We start from the raw sequence: 20,989 nt of genomic DNA on the forward strand, positions 1-20,989 counted from the left end.
GCATCGGGAGTTATTAGTTTTTTTCAATCTGTCGGCTCACGGAGGAGCACGCCACATGACGGCAGACACACAACACAGACACGACACCACACCCAGCGATTTTGACCGCATTGGTCTGGACGGCTTTTGGATCATCCTTCGGCGCCATTTGCGCATGATGATGTTGATCGTAATCGGCGTGATCGGCGTTACGGCACTGGTCCTGACACGTCTGGACGAACGCTTCACCGCACGATCGACATTGGTCCTGACGGGGCTGGACACGCGTGTCAGCCGCACCGATACGCAGCTTGAAAGCTTCGAGCTGTCGCGCGCGGTGATCGAAACCGAAATGGATGTCTTGCGCTCGCGCGCCTTCGCCGCCCAAGTCGCCGACTCGCTGGCGCTGTTTGACGACCCCACCTTCGTTAAAATCGGGGCAAACCCTTCGGCTGACAACGTAGCGTTGCACCAAGAACGTGTGCTGGACAAGTTGCAGTCGGCTTACAAAGTGTTTCGATCCGGCGAAAGTCTGGCCATCGACATCATCGCAACCGCGGACAATGCCAAGCTTGCTGCGAAAATCGCCAATGGCATTGCTGATGTCTATATCCAGAGCGGCGTGTCCGAACAGAAGGCCAACGTCAGCAAGTCGATCGACTTCTTGCGCACGCGCGTTGCCACTTTGGGTGAAGAACTGACCCTGACCGAACTGGACCTGGCGGACTTCATCCGGGAAAACAAGTTGGACGATGATCAATTGCCTGAACGGTTAAGGTCACAAGTCCAATACCTGACGACCATCCTGCGGGCTGGCGGACAAGAGGGGCAAGACGCGGCCAACACGGAACGCCTGACAAAAGAGCTCGCCAGTGTCGAAGCCGCCCTGCAAGACCGCACGCGCGCAGAGCTGACACAGATGCGCAAGGAACGACTGCTGGAACTTCAGCGGTCACGATATCAAACCGCAATCGAAAAGCTGAATGAGCTGGAAACCCAGATCCAGCTTGTCGGACAGGGCGCACGTCAGGTGTCGGTCGCCCGCGCACCGGCCTCGGCGTCTTGGCCCAACAAGACCGCAGCCCTGATCATCAGCGCGATTGGTGGGCTGGTGCTGGCGTTTGTGGTGGCTTTGGTGCTGGACCTGATGAACCGTCGTCTTTGGAACGAAGAACAAACAATCCGCGTCTCAGGCATGCCGAATGCTGGCTTTTTGCCGCGCTTCAACCGCTCGATCGCGTTCCGTCCACAGGACTCTGTGGCACATTACCTGCTGTCCAACCCCCGATCCATGTTTGCCCAAGCCGTGCGCAGTGCCACTGGCCTTTGGTTTGACGACGAAAGCGACGGATGGGTGGTTATGATCACTTCGGGCTTGCCCCATGAAGGCAAGTCCACCGTGACCGTCGCACTTGGCCTTGCCGCTGCTGTGGACGGGTTGAAGGTGCTTGTTATCGACATGGACAGCCACCGAGAAGACGCCGCCCGCCTGCTGGAATCGTCAGAGCCGCCAAGCAAACTGGCTGATGCAGTGTCGGGGGCCGTGCGCCCCAGTCCGGTCGTCATCAAAGGCGAACGCATTGAAGGGTTGGACTTGATCTCGCTTGACGCGCGCAGCTCAGCGAACCTCAAGGATCAACGCAAGCTGCTGTCCACGCTCAAGGAAAAGCTGCACCAGGAATACGACCTGATCGTGATCGACACGCCGCCCGTTCTGGTGGTCGATGACACGCTGCGCATCGGCATTCTGGCCGACGAAATCTGGCAGGTTGTGCGCTGGGGGCGGACATCTGAAACCGTCCTGCGTGACACGGTCGAGCGTCTGAAACGCGACGGTTTGCCCATTTCGGCAACCATCATCAACGACGTGGACACACGCCGTCATCGGAGACTGGGATACGGTGGATATGCCCAGTATTACAATTATGGCGAAGGCTATTACAAATAGTCGCCCGATACAGGCGCGTTGGTTCTGCGTGAGGATGGCCGCGTCTGTTGTTGCCATGTTTGCAGGATTGTCCGGCGCACTGGCAGACGGTTCGGCATTTTCGAGCCAGCTGGCGTTTCCCGGTGCGCAAGGCTTCGGCGCGGGTGCCATTGGGTGGCGTGGCGGCGATGTTGTGGCCGTGACCACGCTAGATGATCGCGGACCCGGATCGCTGCGCGCATGTGCTGAGAACCGGGGAGAGGCGCGGGTTTGCATCTTCACGGTCAGCGGCACCATCTCGTTGGCGACACCCATCTATCTGGGCGCCAACCTTTATGTGGCTGGCCAAACGGCACCGGGCGACGGGGTGCAGATCAGAAACGCAGCGTCGACGCATACGCCGCTTATCCTAAAAAATGTGACAGACGTCGTGGTGCGCTTTCTAAAGATCCGTCCCGGCCCCAGCAAGACACCATCCCCCACCGTAGATGCCGTCACGGTCGAGAATGCGCGCCGCATCTACCTTGGCAACCTGTCCATGGGATTTGCCACGGACGAGACGTTCAACATCCATGTCTCGAACGCGACAGCAGCCGACATCACGCTGGCCGACAGCCTTCTTGCCCTTAGCCTAGATCGCAGCACTCATCCCAAGGGCAAGCATTCGAAAGGGGCGCTGATCTGTTCTGACGAGGGGTCGGACAATGCCTGTGGCCGGATCACGCTTTTGCGAAACCTGTTCGCCCACCACCGCGATCGCAACCCCGACATCAAAGCCACTTCAATCGGCCCGGTCGAGGTCATCAACAACGTTTTCTACAACCCGATCAGCCAGTTCGGCGAGTTTTATGATCTGTTGGGAGAGACCCGCATCGCCTATGTCGGCAACGTTGCCTTGACCGGGCCAAGCACCATCTGGCGCACGCCTGAAGCCGTTCAGGTGTTCAACTGGAACGATGCGACCGATGTGGCTTTGATGGTGCGCGACAATATCGCCAGCACCGCCAACGGGTGTCGAAAACGCAATACCCGCGTGTTGGACCGGGAAGCCAAACGCAGCCAGATCCCGGACACGGACATCACATTGACCACCCCTGCCCTACCCTCGGATCAGGTGCTTGAAACAGTGCTGGCCCGCGCAGGTGATCAGATCCTGCCAAACCGTCAGCCCGACGCCCTTGATGCGCGCGTTCTGGACGACGTGCGCCACTGCACTGGCGCCGTTATCGACCGGGTCGATCAGGTTGGGGGCTGGCCGGACCTAAGAATAGCGCCCGCCATAACCGATAGTGACGGCGACGGGTTCCCGGATGACTGGGAAGCCCAGACCCCCGGCCTTGACCCCGCAGAGCCAGATGATCCATGGCAGCCCGCCCACAGCGGTGGCACCAGCAATCTGGAGCTTTGGTTGGCGCAGCTTGCAGGGGACGGCACATGATCCGGACGAAGCTTGCGAAGTTGAAGGGCGATCAGGTCGCCGCGCGCCTTTTGCGCAATTTGAAGTGGATCGTCTCGTCACAGGTCGCAATGGCTATTCTGGGCATGGTATCGCTTGCCGTTGCGGCGCGTGCTTTGGGGGCTGCCGGGCTTGGCGCGCTTGCCTTGATCGAGGCCTTCGCCCGCATCATCGCGCGTCTTGTCCATCTGGAACCGTGGCAAGCGGTCATCCATCATGGCAGCGCCGCGCTTGAAAACAAGGATCAGGGTCGTTTTGCGCGACTGATCGGCTTGTCGGTCCTGCTGGACATCGCTGGCGGTGTTTTGGCGGCGGTCGTCGTGTTGGCGCTTGCGCCCATGCTTGCCCCCGTTATGGGGTTGGAGGGGCAGCCCGCCACCTATCTGACGCTGGGCGCTTTGGCTGTGCTTGTTTCCTTGCGCGCGACCGGCATCGCGCTGTTGCGCCTGTATGATCGGTTTGACGTGCTGGCCAAGATCGACACGGCCACCGCGGCATTCCGTGCGATCTTGTCAGTCATCGCCTACCTGTTGGGGGGCGATCTTTTGCATTTCGTCGCCATTTTCATCGCCTTCAGCCTCGTTGAAGGGCTGGCCGCCTATCTCTTTGGTCGCCGCGAGATGAAACGTCATGGCCAGACGATGACCCTGTCTGGCATGCAAGCTATGCTGACCGCCAATCCGGGGTTTCTGCGCCTCATGTGGAACTCCAATCTGGCGGTGATCCTGCGCCAGACCACACAACGGCTGGATGTCGTGATCCTGGCGACGTTGGTGGCCCCTGTTTATGTCGGTCACTACCACATTGCGCGCCGGTGCGGTGAAGCCGCGATCCGGCTGGGGCGCCCGATCAAGCAAGTGGTGTTTCCCGAATTCGCACGTTTTGCGGCGCGCGGCGAATACCAGAAAATCAGCAAGACAGCGACGTCGATCAGCCTTGGGTTCACCGCGGTTTTGGTGGCCGGATTGCTGCCGACCCTGTGGTTCATCGAGCCCCTCGTCACCAGCATTTTCGGACCCGATTTCGCGGCCGCAACAACGGTCGTGTCAGTCCAAGCCATTGCAGTTGCACTGTTTTTGGCCGGCGTCATTCTTGGGCCGGTGCTATTGAGCCTTGACGCAGACCGCGGGCTTATGTGGACGGGGGTGGTCACAGCGGCGCTATTTTTCGTGCTGCTTTATCCGTTGGTGTCCATGTTTGGCGTGACCGGTGCGGCGTTGACGCACCTTATTTGCAATAGCCTGTGGCTGATCGCCTGTATATGGTTGACCCACCGTGCCTTGCGCGCGAAAGCCACGCGGCCCGCCGCCAACGCCTCCGAGCAGGAGGAGCCTGTATGAAACAGAACCCACATCGCCACCACCATCACCATCACCACCACCATCGCACGCCGGACCTGCGCCACAGGTCGGCACGGTTTGATCCCTTTGGATTGGCGGCCGCAGGATTGCGAACACCCGAGGGGCTGTTGGTCGCCGCAGCGGTCGTTCTGGCGCCAATGAACCACATACGTCTCAGCGGGGTTTACATCACCGCGTCCGACATCGTGGCGCTCGCCGCTTTTATTCTGATGTTGGCAAAAGGAAGCGTGCCGATCCGCTTTTTCGGCCCGGCAACGGCATTCTGGGGTCTGTCCTTCATTGCCTTTGCGGGCGGTATGACCATGAGCTCGGTCATAAACGGTGACCCGGCTGCTTTGCCCAACACGCTTGCGCAATACAGCTATTCCTTGCTCGTGCTGCCAATGATCCTTGGCGGTCGCTCCTATGCGCAGACCTTGGCGCTGATCAAGCTGCTGATCGCGGCCTATGTGTTCGTCATGTTATTTGGCGCTTATGTCGTCCATTTCGTGGACAATCCCAACCGGATGTTGGTGTCGGGCAACGGGCGGATGCGGTCGCTGATCCAGCGCGAAAACGAAACGGCGGTGCATGGCGCGATCGCGATTGTTCTGGTGCTTGGGCTTTATAAGCTGGGCGCGATGCGGGCACGTTCGGTTCTGCTCTGCATTCCCCCGCTGATCTATGGCATCATGCTGACCGGATCGGTGTCGGGGCTGTTGGCCACGTTCCTTGGTGTCACGCTGCTGGTCTTGATCGTCGGGCCCATTCGGCACATCCCGATCTCGGCTGCGATCGTGGCAGTTGTCGTCGTCATCCTGCTGGCGTTCGGTGATATCTTCCTGCCCGAAATCTTCCGCAACCGGGTGCTGGACCCGCTGCTGAACCGTGGCCTGGTGGGTGCGGGAACGTTCTCGGATCGGGCGTTACTGATTCAAGAGGCCATGGCGATCATGAAGGATACGGTGTTTCTTGGCTTGGGCGTGGAACAGTTCCGCGAATACAGCGCCCACAACGCGGCTGTACACAACAATTATCTCGCGGCCTTTGTCGAAGGCGGTCTGATCTCGCTTCTGGGTTTGATCGGGTTCTTCCTGTCAGCCCTGACACTGGTGTGGGCGGCAATCGTTTCGCGGGTCAATCGACAGGTCTGGGCAATGACCTTGGTTGTGCTGTTGATCTACGCGGTCGCCTTCAACATGTTCCCCACCTTCTATGCCCGTTTCTGGAACGTGCCGTGGATCTTGCTGCTATCCCTGACAGCATCGCTGCTGACGCCCTTGCGCCACAAAGACCAGCCAATACTGCCACACCCATCCCCAACCCTGAAAAGGAGAGCCCGCTCATGAGCCCTTTGCGCAAGATCATCCTGACGGTCCTGGCCACCCTTCTGGCAGCCACCTTGCCTGCCTTGGGCGAGGATTATGTTCTAAACGAACAAGATGAATTGCTGGTGCGTGTTTTGCGTTGGGATTCGGAACAGGATGCCTATGCTGTTCTGGATGGGGTATCCGGTGAATACACCATCGGGTCCAACGGCACGCTTTCGCTGCCGTTAATCGGATCCTTGGCTGCGAAGGGCGAAACCGTGACAACGCTTTCGCGCCAACTCGCGATCGCGATAGAACGCAAGCTTGGCTTGTCTCCTCCGCCACGCATTGGGGTCCAGGTTATCGGTCACCTGCCCGTCTATGTTCTGGGTGCGGTCAGTTCGCCGGGGGCCTACCCCTATCGTCCGGGCTTGACCGCTCAGCAAGCCATGGCGCTTTCAGGGGGGCTCTTGCGCACCAATCCGGGGGACCAGAACGGCTTTACGTTTGACACGATGCGCCTTGGCGGCGAGGTCCGCATGTTGGAAAACCAGATCGAGGCGCACACCGCCGAGCAGCAGCAGTTGCTGGCCGACCTTGAGGCCCTGAACGCACAAGAGGCATCTGGGGATGACGGCATGACCGAACTTCCGCAGGGCCTTGAGGCCGACATTCTGGCCGCCAAACAAAACGCGCGCGCCGCCCAAGGCGAGCGGATCCGCGACTTGCAGGCGGTGTTGCGCGAACAGATCGACCGGCTGACCGCCCAGATCGCGTTGCGCGCCGATCAGATTGTAACGACCGAAGCCGAGCTGAAAGATGTAAGTTCGCTAAAAGAGCGTGGACTGACAGTGAACACGCGGGTGAATGCGTTGACTTCGGCACTGAATGAGTTGGAGGCGAAACGCCTTCAGCTTGAAATCGCGCGCCTGACCGCACAGCAGCAGCTCAACCGCGCCCAGCGCGACGAGCTGGCTCTTGTGGATGACGCGCGCGCGGAAACGCTGGCGCGCCTGAATGCTGTTGAACGCGACATCTCGGGCCTGCAGATCAGGCTGGCCACGGCGCGTGCATTGCGCGCACAGGCCGTATCGGCAGGGATGGCAGTGCCAGATACGGTAGGAGAAATGGCGACGCGTTATCGTGTGACCCGGGTCGTGGACGGTGTGGCAACCACATCAGACATTCGTGCCACCGATCCGATGCGCCCCGGCGATACGATAGAGATCGACCGCGTCGACCAAGCCATGCCTGACGCCAACTGATATACTGGATCCCGACATGGGTAAGACACGCATCCTCTACCCCTTCGTCGGGGGAGCAACGATTGGTGGCAGCCATGTCTCGGCGCTGAAGCTGATCTGCGCCCTTGACCTGACGCGATATGACCCAGTGATCGTGCTGCACCGTGAAGCTGGCGCTTTGGGCGATTTTATCGCCGACATGGGGCTGGACTATACGGTTGTGACCACACCGCCGATCATCGCTCCACGCCACAGCCGCAGCCCCTCGGATGCCTCGGTTCCGGGGTTTCTGCTTGGGTCGGTGCCGCGGATGGTCAAGTTGCTGAGGCAGTGGAAGATCGACATCGTGCACACCAATGACGGGCGCATGCATGGGTCGTGGGGGCTGCCCGCCAAACTGGCGGGGTGCAAGTTTGTCTGGCATCACCGGCAGGCCCCCGATGCCTTGGGCGTGAACAAGATCGCGCCGCTTCTGGCGGATCGCATCCTTTCAGTGTCCGAGTTTTCACGACCCGTTCGCCCGATACGGTCCGTGGATCGAAGCTTCTCAGTCGTGCGCAGCCCTTTCGATTTGTCCACCCCGACACCTGATCGCGCGGCCAGCCACAAGGCTTTGTGCGACGAATTGCGTGTGCCTGACGACACCCTGTTGCTGGCCTATTTCGGTGTGCTGAACGAACGCAAGCGACCTGTGCATTTTACCGAAGCTGTCGCGGCGGTGGCCGATGCGGTCACAGACCGTCCCGTGCATGGATTGATCTTCGGCAAGGTCGAAACCGAAGGCTCGGATCTGGACGCGGCCTGCGTGGCGCGCGCCAAGGCTCTGGGCATACAGGACAGGCTGCACCTGATGGGGTTTCGCGACCCGCCTGCCCCGGCAATGGCGGGCGTTGATGCCTTGCTGATCACCGCGCTTGATGAACCGTTTGGGCGCACCCTGATCGAAGCGATGCATCTGGGCACCCCGGTCATCGCAACGCATCACGGCGGCAACCCCGAAGCAATCACGGATGGCACGACAGGCTTTCTGGTCGACCCCTGGAACCCTGCCGCCTTCGCGCGCCCCATCAGACAACTGGCCGACGATCCGGCCCTGCTGAACGCCATCACGCGCACCGCTCAGGACGAAGCCCGATCCGAATACGGGCTGGGGCGTCACGTCACCCAAGTCTGTGCGGTTTACGACGACCTTTGCCCGAACAAGGACTGATCCCATGACCAAGCCGTCCGGCAGACCCATCGACTTTCTGATCATCGGCGCAGCCAAATGTGCAACAACCTGGGAGCAGCAATCACTGTCGGCAAGTCCCGGAATCTTTATGCCCGCGCCCGAGCTGCATTTCTTCTCGCGTGTTTATGATCGCGGGTTCGATTGGTATCGCGACCAGTTTGCCTCCGCCGCGTCAACTGATCTTATTGGCGAAAAGTCGAACTCCTATCTGACCGAACCCGCTGCGGCGCAACGGATCAAGGATGCCTACCCCGATGCCCGGTTGATCGTGCAAATGCGCAACCCTGTGCAGCGCGCCTATTCCGACTATTGCATGCTGTTTCGACGTGGTGAGGTGTCAGGTGACATCGACCGTCATCTAAACCCTGATCGCGCCGGGCAGGAGCGGTTCTTGCATGATGGACGCTATGCCCACCATCTGGACCGGTTCTATGCCTTGTTTCCGGCAGATCAGATCCTGTTGTTGGCGTTCGAGAACGTGGCGACCGACCCGACGCGTCAATTGGCACTGGTTGCCGACCATATCGGCTATGGCGGTGTGCTCAGCGCTCCCTTGCGCGAAAAGGTGAAAGACAAAGAGGCCCCGGTCGTGCCGCGCGGCTTGCGAAAGGTTCTGGCCCCGCTGCGCCCGATCCTTGACCCGATCCGGGAATCAACACCGATGAAAGCCCTGCGAAACGCCGTGGCGCGGCCCGTCAGCTATCCCGCATTGACACCCGACCTTGAACGCAAAATGACGGACTATTTCCGCGACGATGTCGACAAATTGCGCGCGGTTGCACCGGATGTCGTCGCCCGCTGGGACCAGCAATTTGGAAGCGATTCTAAAGGTTAACACCACCATAGATTGAGCTCCCGAAAGCAGGCCCCCGCATAGCTTGAAACGCTATGAACGGCGTGAATATGCCGAAATCAAGGATATGTCCTGATTTTCTTGACCATTGCCTTTATATGCAAAGGTATATCTGCTGGATTGCACTGGGTGCGACACCTTGGAAACAAAGTGTTGAGACATTTCATTAGAAAACTTGCCGAATATGAGATACATTCTAACTGTGACTTGGTTCGGTGAGCGCTCGAACGGTGAAACGTTCGAGAAATCCAGGGGTGGATCCGACTCCGATTGTTAGTCAGTTCGGTGGTTTGACCATGTGGTGTAACTCGTCACCCCCACCATTGTGATACTTGGCGTAGTTTTAACGCCGTTTGTTCGGGCTATTTTGAGCCTTTGTAAATATTGAAGCACAAGGAGCGTTATTTGACGCGCTGGACTGTGGGCAAAGCTGGCAACAAGCTGTTCCACATATTTTTAATCCGAGGCACGTCGACCCTTGGCGCCGACAAGTATCGCGCAATTGAATTAGAAACGGAACCGGGGAAGGTTCTTATATCATGCTTGATGGAATTGGATTCCAAGCCTTGACAGCTGCAGGTGCGCAAGCCCGCCAGCAGCTAAGGGAAAAATTGAAACTCTGGGCGATCCAGAAAAGCGCTGAGCTGCGTGCCAACCGACGTCTTGTGTTCGGTGACGCGCTTGCTTCGGCGTTTTCGGTCTTTGTTGCGATGGCTTTGGCCTATGGCGGCGCGGTCCCGAATGCGATGTGGGTTGCGATGCTGCCGTTGATGGCGTTGGCTAGCCTTACGGGATTTGTTGCCTTCACGCTGCTTGATTTCTACAGGCGCCACTCACGTTCCACCTCGGTTCGCGACATCACGATCATTTCGCGTGGTGCAGCGGTGGCGATCACGGCGCAAGGCCTGATCGCGTCTGTTTTGCCTTTGACCCAAGCCGTTCCCTTGTCCGTGTTCTTGATCCAGTTCCTTGCGACGGTCCCGTTTTTGGGGTCGTTGCGCATCGTGGCACGTAGCCGCGAGTTGATCCGCAGGGACAAACGTGAACAGAAAATGGCCGAAGAGCAAACGCCTGTATTGCTGGTCGGAACGGGCACCAATTGCGACCTTTTCCTACGCTCGCTGCGCAATACCCAAACGAAATATGTGCCCATTGGCATCATCGATGATGTGCGTGATACGACGGGGCTGTATTTTCACTATGTAAAGATCCTCGGATCGGTGCGTGACCCCAAGGCCGCCGTTGCGGCCCTGCAGGCCGCCGGCGAAAAACCCGCCCAGCTTCTACTGACAGAGCCTGTCTCGCATTTCGAGAGCAAGGGCATGTTTGAGCTGCTGTCCTGGGCGTCAACCAATGGGATCAAGGTATCACGCCTTCCCGGTCTGGGTGATCCCGAGGTCGAAGACGAGGCGAAAACAGGACCGACCCTGCGCACAGTCGATCCCGAAGAGATCCTGAACCGGCCGCAAATGGCTGTCGAAAACTCGCTGTTGCGCGAGCTGTTCCAAGGCCGTCGCGTATTGATCACCGGAGCCGGTGGCTCGATCGGAAGCGAGCTTTCGCGCCAAATCGCATCCTTCGATCCGTCGATGCTGATCTTGGTCGATAACTGCGAATTCAATGCCTATTCGATCGATATGGATCTGGCGCGCCACTATCCGGATGTGAACAGACAGGTTCTGATCGCGTCGATCCGTGACGCAACGCGTGTGAAGTCGATCTTCAAGCGCTTTCAGCCCGAGCTTGTGTTCAACGCCGCCGCGCTGAAGCATGTGCCGATGGTCGAACTGAACCCCTGTGAAGGCGTGCTGACCAATGTGATCGGCACCCGCAACATCGCCGATGCGGCCCGTTCAGTGGGCGCGATCGCGATGGTGCAGGTGTCGACTGACAAAGCGGTCAATACCACCAACGTCATGGGGGCTACCAAACGCGTGGCGGAATTCTATGTTCAGGCGCAGGATCGGATTACCAATCAGACCCAAGAGGGCACGCGTTTCTTCTCGGTCCGGTTTGGCAATGTGTTGGGATCGTCGGGTTCGCTGATCCCACTGTTCCAGCGCCAGATTAGCGAAGGTGGTCCGCTTACCGTTACTGATGCGCGCATGGAGCGGTTCTTCATGACGATCCGCGAAGCGGTTCAGCTGACCACGATCGCCGCCGCCAAGGGGCTTGCCCAAAACACTGGTCTGGGCGAGATTTTCGTGCTGGACATGGGCGAACCGGTGAAGATCGTCGATCTGGCCGAGCGTATGATCCGTTTGGCCGGTCTTGAGCCTTACCGGGATATCGACATCGACTTCGTTGGCATCCGGCCGGGTGAAAAGCTGTTCGAAGAACTGTTCGACAAGGCCGAACAGCGCCATGAAAGCGGGATCGAGGGTGTCCAATCCGCCCTGCCCGACGGCATTCCCATGGCCCATTTGCGCGGCGCAATCGTGCAGTTGGAGCTGGCCGCGCGCGCTGGAGATGAGGGCGCCGTGCGGCGTCAGCTTCAGGACCTTGTGCCCGGCTATGGGCGCGCGACCCTGCGCGACGTCACATCTGACACGCAGCGTTTGCCGACGCAGAAACCAGTCCGCCGCGCCCCAATCGCTGGCCCAATGCGCCAACCGGATGCGCAAGCCACGACGGAGCAGAGACTATGGGCCGGGGAATAAGGCAGACGGCCACGCCAATAGCCTCGCAACTGGACGTGACAAACGGCAATGTCAAAGGGTCGACCAAGCGCGCTGTGCTGATTGGCAGCCTTGGCTGGTCCTTGGTGAATTTCCGTCTGGACCTGATGCGCCGCCTGCAAGCCAACGGCTTTGAGGTGTTGGCTGTTGCCGCAGATATCGACGAGGACACAGCCGCCCAGCTTAACAGTCACGGCATTCGCCACCGCACCGTGCCGATGGATCGCACCGGCACCAATCCGCTGCGCGACCTGCAAACGTTGTGGGCGTTAACAGCGCTTCTGCGACGCGAAAAACCGGACCTCGTCATCTCGTATACGATGAAGCCGAATGTCTATGGCAGCCTTGCGGCCCAATTGGCGCGCGTTCCGGCGCGCTTTGCTCTGTTCACCGGGCTTGGCTATGCGTTTATGGAGGCCGCCCCGACCGGGCGTCGCAAGAAGGTGCGCGATCTGTCAATTCTGTTGCACCGCGTGGCGCTGCGCCGGCTGCACGGCGCGTTCTGTTACAATGCGGCAGACCGTGGCGACATCCGGCGTTTTCGCCTGATCCCCGACAGCGTGCCCCTGCATGACGTGCCCGGATCTGGCGTGGACACGACGCGCTTTGCAGCGACCCCTGTGCCCAAGGGCAAGATCAGGTTCCTCTTTGTGGGACGACTGTTGCGCAGCAAGGGGCTTCAAACACTCGGCGATGCCGCGGCGCTGTTGCGCGCGCAAGGTCGCGACTGTGACATTGAAATTTTGGGACCGGCAGACAGCAACCCCGACGCGATCGACACCGCAACGCTTGACGACTGGCAAGCGCGTGGTCTGGTCACCTGGCTGGGAGAGACGCGCGATGTGCGTCCTTTCCTGCAGCGGTGCAGCGTCTTTGTCTTGCCGACACAGCTGCGCGAGGGCATTCCGCGTTCGATCCTTGAAGCCATGGCCAGTGGGCGCGCTGTCATCACGACAGACGCCCCCGGCTGCGGCGAGGCCATCCAGAACGGCGTGACCGGGATGGTTGTGCCACAAGGTGACGCGAAAGCCCTTGCGCAGACGATGGCACAGTTCATTGACGATCCGTCACTGGCTGACACCATGGGACAAGCCGCGCGGAAGCTGGCCTGCAGCACCTATGACGTGCACCGGGTAAACTCGATCCTGATGCAGCATATGGGCGTGGAGCACCAAAACGCGGACACCGAAACCCCGCCTGCCACAGCTGAGGTCGCTTTGTGATGACCGATGCCCCGCTTTCACCGGACACCGCGCGCCCCGGCCCAGCGACTGCGCCGGCCGGGTCAAAGCATTCAAGACGCATCCTGCGCTTCCTGTTGGCGGGTGTGGCGAACACCGCGTTTGGGTATGCCCTTTATGCCTTGTTGGTGGTGATCGGCTTGCACCCACAGGTCGCGCTGGCGCTGCAATTTGCCATTGGCGTCGTCTGGAACCACACCCTGCACGGTCGTTTCGTCTTCGGAACCAAGGGTTACGGGCGGTTTCCCCACTATGTCGCGGCTTACGTGGCAGTGTATCTGTTCAACGCAGCGCTGCTTTATCTGCTGATCGGCACCGGGATCGGGCCGTATCTGGCGCAGGGGCTTGCGCTTGCTCCGACGGTCGTCCTGTCTTACTTGCTTGTGTCGCTGGCCCTGAACGTGCCCCTGCGCGCGAAAGGCGGCACGGTATGAGCCTTCTGGAAGTTCACGCCATCAACGAGGCCAAGGCCAAGCCGCCCGCCAACGCCAGCCGCCCCGCCACCTCGCGCGTCACAAAGTGGCTTGCAGCACTTGGCTTCGCGCTTTTGTTCGCCGCCATCTATGGGCGCCTGATGGGCTATGGCCTGCGCCGTGACGAAATGCTGTTCGTGCCACCGGCCGTCTTGCTGCCAGACCTTCAGCTTTATGGCGACTATTTCTACAACCACGTGCCGTATTCAGCTTGGTATTTCAAAGCCATGGCCTTGATTTTCGGCAGTGGCGGCTTGCTGTTTTCCACCCGACTGGGCATCTTCTTTGCTTGGGTCGGGCTGGCTGCGGCTATGGGCTGGACCATGTTGCGGCTGTCGGGGTCTATCCGCATGGCAGCGTTTGGTGTCATCTCTGTTTTGACCAGCCACGCCTTGATGGACGGGCCCGGCATGGCGGCAACCAACAACCTGCTGCAACTTCCTTTCGCACTTTTTGGCATGGGGCTGTTCCTTGTCGAGGTCAAAGGCGCCACACTGAGACCCGCAACACTTGTGTTGTCCGGTGTTATGCTGTCGGTCGCGACAGGTATGAAGGTCAGCTCTGTCGCTTTCATCCCGCCCATTGCCATTGCCGCTTTCTTGCTGCCCGCAGCCCTGCCCTTTTCGGCACGCCTGACCCGTGTTGTCTTGCCCGTGCTGGCCGGTGGGTTGATCGGGGCATTGCCGCTTTTCTGGCTTCTGCTGTCTGACCCCGACTTGTTTTTGGCCCATATCATGAAGTTCCACGTCGGGCCTCACGTCACATATTGGGAGGCAAACAAGCTGTCAGAGCCCGATCTTGCGATGGGATTGGGCCAGAAGCTTCAACTCGCCTATGGCGTCTGGCTGCAAGGGGCTGCGTTGATTGTCGCTCTGGTCATCTTGGCATTGGCATGGATGGGGCGCACTGCGGCAGTGGCCCGGACAAAGGGCAGATGGTCGGATCGGTCAGCCCTTGGCTTGATCCTCGTTGTTCTTGCCACCTTGGTGACCACTGCGGGGATGAGCCTGACCCCGACCCCCGGCTTTTCGCAATACTACATCGCACCCTTGGTGTGCCTGCCCGTGCTGGCCGCGTTGATCTATGACGCCTTGCCACCTGCGACACGCGCGCAAAGCTGGCCGCTTTTGTCGGCGGCGACGGCCATGTTGGTGCTGATTGCCGTGCCATGGCTGGCCCCGGACATGCGCAAGACCCTGCGCCCTGGCATGACGACGCCTGCGAAAATCGAACGGGGCGCCGCAGCCCTGCAAGACAGTATCGCGCAACTTCGCCCGGCCGGATCGAAGGTCGCCACCTTCCTGCCGATCTATCCGCTGGAAGCCGGTCTGTCCGTCTATCCCGAGTTCGCGACCGGCCAGTTTGCCTATCGCATAGCACCCTATACCGACCCGGACCTTGCCCGTTTTTACGTGATGGCCGGTCCCGATGACATCGGTGCCCTTTTCGATCGCGACCCACCGCAAGCGATCCTGATCGGCTATGAACCGGCGCTGGAAGCACCTTTGCGTGACTACGCGCTGACACACGGCTATCGTAAGGTGTCAGTCCCGCATCTGGACAACCGATACGGGCAGGGCGAAGTGTATTTTAACATCGGAGGGCAAGAGAAATGACAAACGCCCTTTTGACGAAATTTGAACTGCAATTTCGGACCTGCGTGGTTGGGCCAAGACGCCTTGCCAACTTGCGCCGCAATTGCCCAAATCATTCTCAGAAAGGGGAGTAACTATGCAGACATTGCTGTTGGCGGGTGGACTTGGTTCACGGCTTGCCGAGGAAACTGTCACGATTCCCAAACCGATGGTCGAAGTCGGCGGCCGCCCGATCATCACCCGCGTGATGGATATCTACAGCCATTTTGGACACAAGGATTTCATTGTGGCTGCGGGCTACAAAGCGGTTATTTTGAAACAGTTTTTTGCCAACTACCACCTGATTGCCAACAACATCACGGTGTCGCTTGATACTGGCAAGATGGAACTGGTGCCGTCAGCACCGGGGGGGTGGAATGTCTCGGTGGTGGACACCGGGCCGCACACGATGACCAGCGGTCGCATTCGGCGCCTGAAGGAATGGCTGAACCCCAATGAACCGTTCATGGTGACCTATTCCGATGGTCTGGGAAATATCGACATCAACGCGCTGCTCGACTTTCACAAATCGCACGGCAAGCTGGCGACAGTCACTGCGGTGCAGCCGCCTGCGCGCTTTGGCAACATCGAACTGAACGGCGACCGGGTCGAGGCATTCACCGAAAAGGTGCGCCGGCGCGACACCTGGATCAACGGTGGCTATTTCGTCTTTGAACCCGAAGTCATGGACTATTTCGTCGATGACATGGAGCCGCTGGAACAGTCGCCCCTGACGCAGATGGCGCAGGATTGCGAACTGATGGCCTATCGCCACGAAGGGTTCTGGCATCCGATGGATACAGTGCGCGACCGCAACACGCTGGACGCGTTGTGCGAAGACGAAACACCCCCTTGGATGCGTTTCAACGAAGACCTGCCGAACGATGTAACGGCACTGGCGATCTGAGGCAGACCATGGCTGGAACAGTTGCTTCGAACTTTGACGGCGCCTTTGCCGGTTGCCGCGTCCTTGTCACCGGGCATACCGGTTTCAAGGGCGGCTGGCTGACGACGTGGTTGCGCCAGCTCGGGGCCGAGGTCGTCGGTATCGCCCTCCCGCCCGAGCCCGGTCCCTCGTTTTGCGAGGTCACGGCGCTGACACAGGGTATGGACAGCCGAATGATCGACATTCGCGATGCCCAGCGCCTTGCATCCGAGGCCGCCGATATTGACGCGGATCTGGTCATTCACATGGCCGCACAGCCCTTTGTGCGCCGATCCTATCGCGACCCCGCGGAAACTTTCGCCACGAACGTGTCGGGCACGGCGCATGTGCTGGACCTGGCGCGGTCGATGACATCGCTGCGCGGTGTCATCGTGGTGACCAGCGACAAATGCTATGAAAACAACGAATGGACCTGGGGATATCGTGAAAACGATCCGATGGGGGGATCAGACCCCTACAGCGCCTCGAAAGGGTGCACAGAACTGGTGACGCAGGCCTATCAACGATCGTTCTTTGCGGACCCGAAAGGGCCACAACTGGCTTCGGTGCGCGCGGGCAACGTTTTTGGCGGCGGCGACTGGGGCGAGGATCGGCTGATCCCGGACATGGTGCGCGCTGTGCAGGCTGGCACCATCGTCGACATCCGCAGTCCCGACAGCATCCGTCCGTGGCAACACGTGCTGGAGCCTTTGTCGGGCTATCTGGCGCTGGCGGCAAAGCTTCTAACGGAGGGCGCACCTTTTGCGGGGCCGTGGAATTTCGGGCCGGACGTGTCTGGAACAGTCACAGTGCGCGACCTTGCCGGTTTGGTGCAGACGGCATGGGGGCTGGGGGGGCCGCAGTTTCAGTTTGCAGATGTGCAATCCGCAAAAGGCGGTCTGCACGAGGCTGGCATCCTGCGCCTTGACAGCACCAAAGCTCAAACTGGCCTTGGCTGGCGCCCACAGCTTAGCTTACCACAAGCCGTTGATTTAACATCGAAATGGTACAAATCTCACTTGGACGGTCAGGACATGACCGCGCTTACCAAATCACAGATCAATCACTATAGCGACCTGATGTCAGGCGCGAAAACACAAGGGTCGGACGTCGCAGCGCAATAGCGCGGACGTTCCAAAGGAGACAGATATGAGAGTGAATTACGGCCAAACCGTTCACGGGCAAGAAGAAATCGATGCCGTGGTCGAAGTTCTGAAGACCTCGACGCAGATGGGCCCGCGCGTGCGCAAGATGCAAGAACGCGTGGCTGCGCTGTTTGCCAAGCAACACGGGGTGATGGTGAACTCCGGGTCATCTGCCAACTATCTGGCGGTCGAGATCCTTGACCTGCCCAAAGGCAGCGAAGTGATCACCCCGGCCCTGACCTTTGCCACAACCGTGGCACCTTTGGTTCGTCAGGGGCTGATCCCGGCTTTCGTTGACGTGGCCGAGGGCACTTACAACATCGACGTGGACGCGATCGAACGGATGATCACGCCCAACACCAGCGCGGTCATGATCCCATCCCTGATCGGCAACCTGCCGGATTGGCGGCGCATTCGCGAGATCGCCGACGCCCATGGGCTGAAGGTCATCGAAGACAGCGCAGATACGCTTGGCGCGACAATCGAAGGCAAAAGCACGGGGCTTTATTCCGATGTCTCGACCACCAGCTTTTATGGCTCGCACGTGATCAACGGGGCCGGCAATGGCGGCATGCTTTGCGTCAATGACGAAGAACTTGGCCGCAAGGCGCTGTTGCTCCGGTCCTGGGGGCGCAGTTCTTCGCTGTTTGTCGAAAGCGAAAGCATCGAAAACCGGTTCGGCGTGAAGGTCGATGGCATCGACTATGACGCCAAGTTCCTGTTCGAGGATCTGGGCTATAACCTTGAACCTTCGGAAATCAGCGCGGCGTTTGGTTTGGTGCAACTGGACAAGCTGGAGCACAATATCCGCGAACGCGAAAAGAATTTCGCAGCCCACAACGCGTTCTTCAAGGATTACGCAGATTGGTTCATCCTGCCCAACCAGCTTGAAGGCGGGCGCACGGGGTGGTTGGCCTATCCGCTGACCCTGCGCGAAGGTGCACCCTTCACGCGGCGCGACATGCAGATCCACCTGGAAACCGCCGGCATCCAGACCCGCCCGGTATTTACCGGCAATATTCTGCGCCAGCCCGCAATGAAGAACGTCACAAGCAAGACAGATCCCGCCGGCTATGCGCAGTCGGATGCCGTCATGCGCGGCGGTGTGCTTTTGGCGCTGCATCATGGATTGACGGATGATCACATGACTTACATGCACGAAACCTTCGCAGGTTTTGCCAAGACCAAACGCAAAGCTGCCGAATGAGCGTGCACGCGCCCCTGTCCCCCATAACGCCCGCGTGGCTACCGCAAGGCGGTGGTCACAATGCGGGTATTCATGGGCTAAGGGGCGTGGCTGCCGCCATGGTGCTGTTCGCGCACATCATCGGCGGGACGGCCGAACATGTGTATTCCGCCAGCCCGGGCTATCTGGCAGTTGCTGAACCGCTTTGGAATTTCGGCACGTTTTTCGTCTACCTGTTTTTCGCGATAAGCGGCTACGTGATCTTGCCCAGCGCGTTCCGCTATAGCCCCGGCGATTTCGCCTTTCGCCGTATGGTCCGCATCTATCCGCTGTTTCTGGCCTGCAGCCTCGTGTTTATTGTCGGAAACCTCATCTGGAACCTCGAACCCGAGGTCAACAATCCAACGGCCATTTTCTATGCCTTGACGTTCACAAACCTGCTTGTCGGCGCAAAGCAACTGACGCCAAATGCGTGGAGCCTGTCCTACGAGATGATGTTCTACGCGCTGGCGGCGGCCGGCGCTTATGCGGTGCTGCAACGGCGGTTCGGTCTGGGTCTGGTCGTTGCGGTGGCATCTGCTGCCTTCGTTGCGCTCTATCCCAAGGCGATCTATTTCACTGTCGGAATTATGGTTTTTGCGATGAACAGCGAAGGGATGACGCGCAAAATACCGCTGCGCCCGTTGGCTGAGCTGGCGGCGGCTATTGGCCTTGCGGTCGCGGCATCTCAGTCGCATTTCGACTTCCACCCCGGAGAGCTGAGCCAGCCTATCACCCTGACCTGCCTTACTTTGACAGGTATCTATTTCTTGCTCGCGGTTGAACCCGATAGCCTGACCGCCCGCGCCCTATCTGCCCGTTGGGCACAGTATCTGGGCACCATCAGCTATAGCCTCTATCTTGTGCATCCCTACGTCTACATGCCTATGCGCGTGCTGTTTCAGCGGTTTGACCTGTTTGGCGACAATGTCGTCCTCAGCGTCGCAATCTTTGGAACCGTGACGGCGCTGGCCTCGGTCGCCCTTGCGCAATTCTCGTTCGTTATCTTTGAAAAGTTCCCGCAAAATCTGGCCAAAAGCTGGGCTAAGCGACCCAAGTTCATTCAAAAGGAAACCCGCCCATGACAGTGCATTCCAAGCCATCCTCGACCCTGTCGAAATGCCGGACCTGCGGGTCCGAGAACCTGTTTTTGTTCCTTCCGATGGGGGCTCATCCGCCTGCCAACATGTTTGCCAAAACGGCAGATCCCGCGCAGAAACAACCCGCTTTTGATCTGAACACGCAGGCCTGTCTTGAGTGTGGCTTGATCCAGGTCGCCGATCAGGTTCCGGACGCCTTTTTTGAGGACTACCTCTATGTCCCATCTGGTGCGGCAACGATGCACGAACACTTTGCCGGGCTCGCCGCCGTCGCGTGTGAAAAAGCAGGTGGCGGGCTGATCGTGGATGTCGGGTGCAATGACGGCTTGATGCTGGGCCATGCGGTCAAGGCCGGGGCGCGCGTGTTGGGGATCGACCCCGCCGCAAACATCGCCCCCCTTGCGCGCGAACGCGGGGTCGAAGTGTTGACCGGGTATTTCAACCCCGAAACGGCGCAAACCGTGCGTGACGAGAAGGGACCCGCACAGGTCATCACCACGACCAACACCTTCAACCATATCGACGACCTGCACGGGTTTCTTGATGCGGTTCTGATCCTTCTGGACGACGATGGCACCTTCGTGATCGAAGTGCCATGGGGCAAGAAAATCGTCGAAACCAACCAGTTCGACAATGTCTATCACGAGCACATGTCCGAGCTGAGCCTTCTGTCCATCGTGCGGTTGGGGCAGTCACGGGGCATGGATGTTGTGGATGTGACCAAACTGCCGGTGCATGGCGGGTCGATGCGGGTGTTCATGCAACGTGCCTCACTTGGCAAAACGCCTGCGCCCATCGTCGCTGAGATGTTGGAGGAAGAGCGCGCAGCCGGTCTGACTGAACGCGCGACCTACGAAGAATTCGCGCGTCGCGTGGACGAATTGGGGGCCAAGCTGAAAACCATGCTGGCCGAGATCAAGGCAGACGGCAAAACCGTTGCCGGCTATGGCGCCCCTGCCAAGGGCAACACGCTTCTGAACTATTTCGGCATCGGGGCCGAAACGCTGGACTTTGTCGTCGACAAGAACCCGCTGAAGCAGGGTCTGTTCACGCCGGGAACCCGATTGCCGATCCTGTCACCCGAGGCGGTGGCCGAACGCGCGCCCGATTATCTGCTGGTCCTTGCGTGGAACTTCTTTGACGAAATCCGCGAACAGATGTCCGATTTCGAAGCCCGCGGCGGCAAGTTCATCGTGCCGTTGCCGATGCCACGCATCGTGCCATAGGA

Annotated in this window: 16 protein-coding genes; all 16 read left to right on the top strand. The window is 59.4% G+C overall.

Features of this window, described 5'->3' with window-relative positions:
* The first annotated feature begins 55 nt into the window (after nucleotides 1-55).
* Entirely contained in the window at nucleotides 56-1,927 is a 1,872-nt protein-coding gene (locus Q0864_RS11885; protein ID WP_298569792.1) for an AAA family ATPase, read from the top strand.
* A gap of 34 nt (nucleotides 1,928-1,961) precedes the next feature.
* Entirely contained in the window at nucleotides 1,962-3,344 is a 1,383-nt protein-coding gene (locus Q0864_RS11890) for a hypothetical protein (RefSeq protein WP_298569795.1), read from the top strand.
* Nucleotides 3,341-4,702: a lipopolysaccharide biosynthesis protein gene (locus Q0864_RS11895; protein ID WP_298569798.1), complete on the top strand. Its 1,362-nt coding sequence runs from the start codon at nucleotides 3,341-3,343 to the stop codon at nucleotides 4,700-4,702. Before Q0864_RS11890 ends, Q0864_RS11895 begins: the two co-directional genes overlap by 4 nt.
* A complete protein-coding gene (locus tag Q0864_RS11900) occupies nucleotides 4,699-6,051 on the top strand; it encodes an O-antigen ligase family protein (protein ID WP_298569801.1) in 1,353 nt (450 codons plus the stop codon). Before Q0864_RS11895 ends, Q0864_RS11900 begins: the two co-directional genes overlap by 4 nt.
* On the top strand, nucleotides 6,048-7,277 hold the full coding sequence (locus Q0864_RS11905) for a polysaccharide biosynthesis/export family protein (protein WP_298569806.1): 1,230 nt from the start codon (nucleotides 6,048-6,050) through the stop codon (nucleotides 7,275-7,277). The genes Q0864_RS11900 and Q0864_RS11905 overlap by 4 nt, the downstream gene beginning before the upstream one ends.
* A 16-nt stretch (nucleotides 7,278-7,293) precedes the next feature.
* The gene (locus Q0864_RS11910; protein ID WP_298569809.1) at nucleotides 7,294-8,466 is read left to right on the top strand and encodes a glycosyltransferase family 4 protein; all 1,173 of its coding nucleotides are present in this window, start codon (nucleotides 7,294-7,296) and stop codon (nucleotides 8,464-8,466) included.
* 4 nt (nucleotides 8,467-8,470) lie between these two features.
* Nucleotides 8,471-9,322 (top strand): sulfotransferase, encoded by an 852-nt coding sequence (locus Q0864_RS11915; protein WP_298569811.1) that lies wholly within the window; start codon nucleotides 8,471-8,473, stop codon nucleotides 9,320-9,322.
* A gap of 557 nt (nucleotides 9,323-9,879) precedes the next feature.
* Entirely contained in the window at nucleotides 9,880-12,000 is a 2,121-nt protein-coding gene (locus Q0864_RS11920) for a nucleoside-diphosphate sugar epimerase/dehydratase (RefSeq protein WP_298569814.1), read from the top strand.
* Complete coding sequence (locus tag Q0864_RS11925; protein WP_298569817.1) at nucleotides 11,985-13,241, top strand: glycosyltransferase family 4 protein; 1,257 nt, start codon at nucleotides 11,985-11,987, stop codon at nucleotides 13,239-13,241. The genes Q0864_RS11920 and Q0864_RS11925 overlap by 16 nt, the downstream gene beginning before the upstream one ends.
* Nucleotides 13,241-13,693 carry a GtrA family protein gene (locus tag Q0864_RS11930; RefSeq protein WP_298569820.1) on the top strand — a complete coding sequence of 151 codons (453 nt, stop codon included), beginning with the start codon at nucleotides 13,241-13,243 and terminating at the stop codon, nucleotides 13,691-13,693. The genes Q0864_RS11925 and Q0864_RS11930 overlap by 1 nt, the downstream gene beginning before the upstream one ends.
* Nucleotides 13,690-15,348: a hypothetical protein gene (locus Q0864_RS11935; RefSeq protein ID WP_298569823.1), complete on the top strand. Its 1,659-nt coding sequence runs from the start codon at nucleotides 13,690-13,692 to the stop codon at nucleotides 15,346-15,348. The genes Q0864_RS11930 and Q0864_RS11935 overlap by 4 nt, the downstream gene beginning before the upstream one ends.
* Before the next feature lie 115 nt (nucleotides 15,349-15,463).
* On the top strand, nucleotides 15,464-16,273 hold the full coding sequence (rfbF, locus tag Q0864_RS11940; RefSeq protein ID WP_298569826.1) for a glucose-1-phosphate cytidylyltransferase: 810 nt from the start codon (nucleotides 15,464-15,466) through the stop codon (nucleotides 16,271-16,273).
* An 8-nt stretch (nucleotides 16,274-16,281) separates the two neighbouring features.
* Nucleotides 16,282-17,415, top strand: coding sequence for a CDP-glucose 4,6-dehydratase (gene rfbG / locus Q0864_RS11945; RefSeq protein WP_298569829.1), 1,134 nt, complete (start codon nucleotides 16,282-16,284; stop codon nucleotides 17,413-17,415).
* A gap of 25 nt (nucleotides 17,416-17,440) precedes the next feature.
* A complete protein-coding gene (locus tag Q0864_RS11950; protein WP_298569831.1) occupies nucleotides 17,441-18,643 on the top strand; it encodes an aminotransferase class I/II-fold pyridoxal phosphate-dependent enzyme in 1,203 nt (400 codons plus the stop codon).
* A complete protein-coding gene (locus tag Q0864_RS11955; RefSeq protein ID WP_298569834.1) occupies nucleotides 18,640-19,746 on the top strand; it encodes an acyltransferase in 1,107 nt (368 codons plus the stop codon). The genes Q0864_RS11950 and Q0864_RS11955 overlap by 4 nt, the downstream gene beginning before the upstream one ends.
* Nucleotides 19,743-20,987: a class I SAM-dependent methyltransferase gene (locus tag Q0864_RS11960; RefSeq protein WP_298569836.1), complete on the top strand. Its 1,245-nt coding sequence runs from the start codon at nucleotides 19,743-19,745 to the stop codon at nucleotides 20,985-20,987. Before Q0864_RS11955 ends, Q0864_RS11960 begins: the two co-directional genes overlap by 4 nt.
* The last annotated feature ends 2 nt before the right edge of the window (nucleotides 20,988-20,989 follow it).

The sequence above is a fragment of the uncultured Aliiroseovarius sp. genome, assembly GCF_947497285.1.
Taxonomy (GTDB): domain Bacteria; phylum Pseudomonadota; class Alphaproteobacteria; order Rhodobacterales; family Rhodobacteraceae; genus Aliiroseovarius.

Excerpts from the sequence above, each read along its gene's own strand:
- Q0864_RS11935 (WP_298569823.1), top strand. The coding sequence starts at position 13,690 with ATGAGCCTTCTGGAAGTTCACGCCATCAACGAGGCCAAGGCCAAGCCG.
- Q0864_RS11955 (WP_298569834.1), top strand. The coding sequence starts at position 18,640 with ATGAGCGTGCACGCGCCCCTGTCCCCCATAACGCCCGCGTGGCTACCG.
- Q0864_RS11910 (WP_298569809.1), top strand. The coding sequence starts at position 7,294 with ATGGGTAAGACACGCATCCTCTACCCCTTCGTCGGGGGAGCAACGATT.
- Q0864_RS11885 (WP_298569792.1), top strand. The coding sequence starts at position 56 with ATGACGGCAGACACACAACACAGACACGACACCACACCCAGCGATTTT.
- Q0864_RS11895 (WP_298569798.1), top strand. The coding sequence starts at position 3,341 with ATGATCCGGACGAAGCTTGCGAAGTTGAAGGGCGATCAGGTCGCCGCG.
- Q0864_RS11905 (WP_298569806.1), top strand. The coding sequence starts at position 6,048 with ATGAGCCCTTTGCGCAAGATCATCCTGACGGTCCTGGCCACCCTTCTG.
- rfbF (WP_298569826.1), top strand. The coding sequence starts at position 15,464 with ATGCAGACATTGCTGTTGGCGGGTGGACTTGGTTCACGGCTTGCCGAG.
- Q0864_RS11920 (WP_298569814.1), top strand. The coding sequence starts at position 9,880 with ATGCTTGATGGAATTGGATTCCAAGCCTTGACAGCTGCAGGTGCGCAA.
- Q0864_RS11930 (WP_298569820.1), top strand. The coding sequence starts at position 13,241 with ATGACCGATGCCCCGCTTTCACCGGACACCGCGCGCCCCGGCCCAGCG.
- Q0864_RS11915 (WP_298569811.1), top strand. The coding sequence starts at position 8,471 with ATGACCAAGCCGTCCGGCAGACCCATCGACTTTCTGATCATCGGCGCA.
- Q0864_RS11925 (WP_298569817.1), top strand. The coding sequence starts at position 11,985 with ATGGGCCGGGGAATAAGGCAGACGGCCACGCCAATAGCCTCGCAACTG.
- Q0864_RS11950 (WP_298569831.1), top strand. The coding sequence starts at position 17,441 with ATGAGAGTGAATTACGGCCAAACCGTTCACGGGCAAGAAGAAATCGAT.
- Q0864_RS11890 (WP_298569795.1), top strand. The coding sequence starts at position 1,962 with ATGGCCGCGTCTGTTGTTGCCATGTTTGCAGGATTGTCCGGCGCACTG.
- rfbG (WP_298569829.1), top strand. The coding sequence starts at position 16,282 with ATGGCTGGAACAGTTGCTTCGAACTTTGACGGCGCCTTTGCCGGTTGC.
- Q0864_RS11900 (WP_298569801.1), top strand. The coding sequence starts at position 4,699 with ATGAAACAGAACCCACATCGCCACCACCATCACCATCACCACCACCAT.
- Q0864_RS11960 (WP_298569836.1), top strand. The coding sequence starts at position 19,743 with ATGACAGTGCATTCCAAGCCATCCTCGACCCTGTCGAAATGCCGGACC.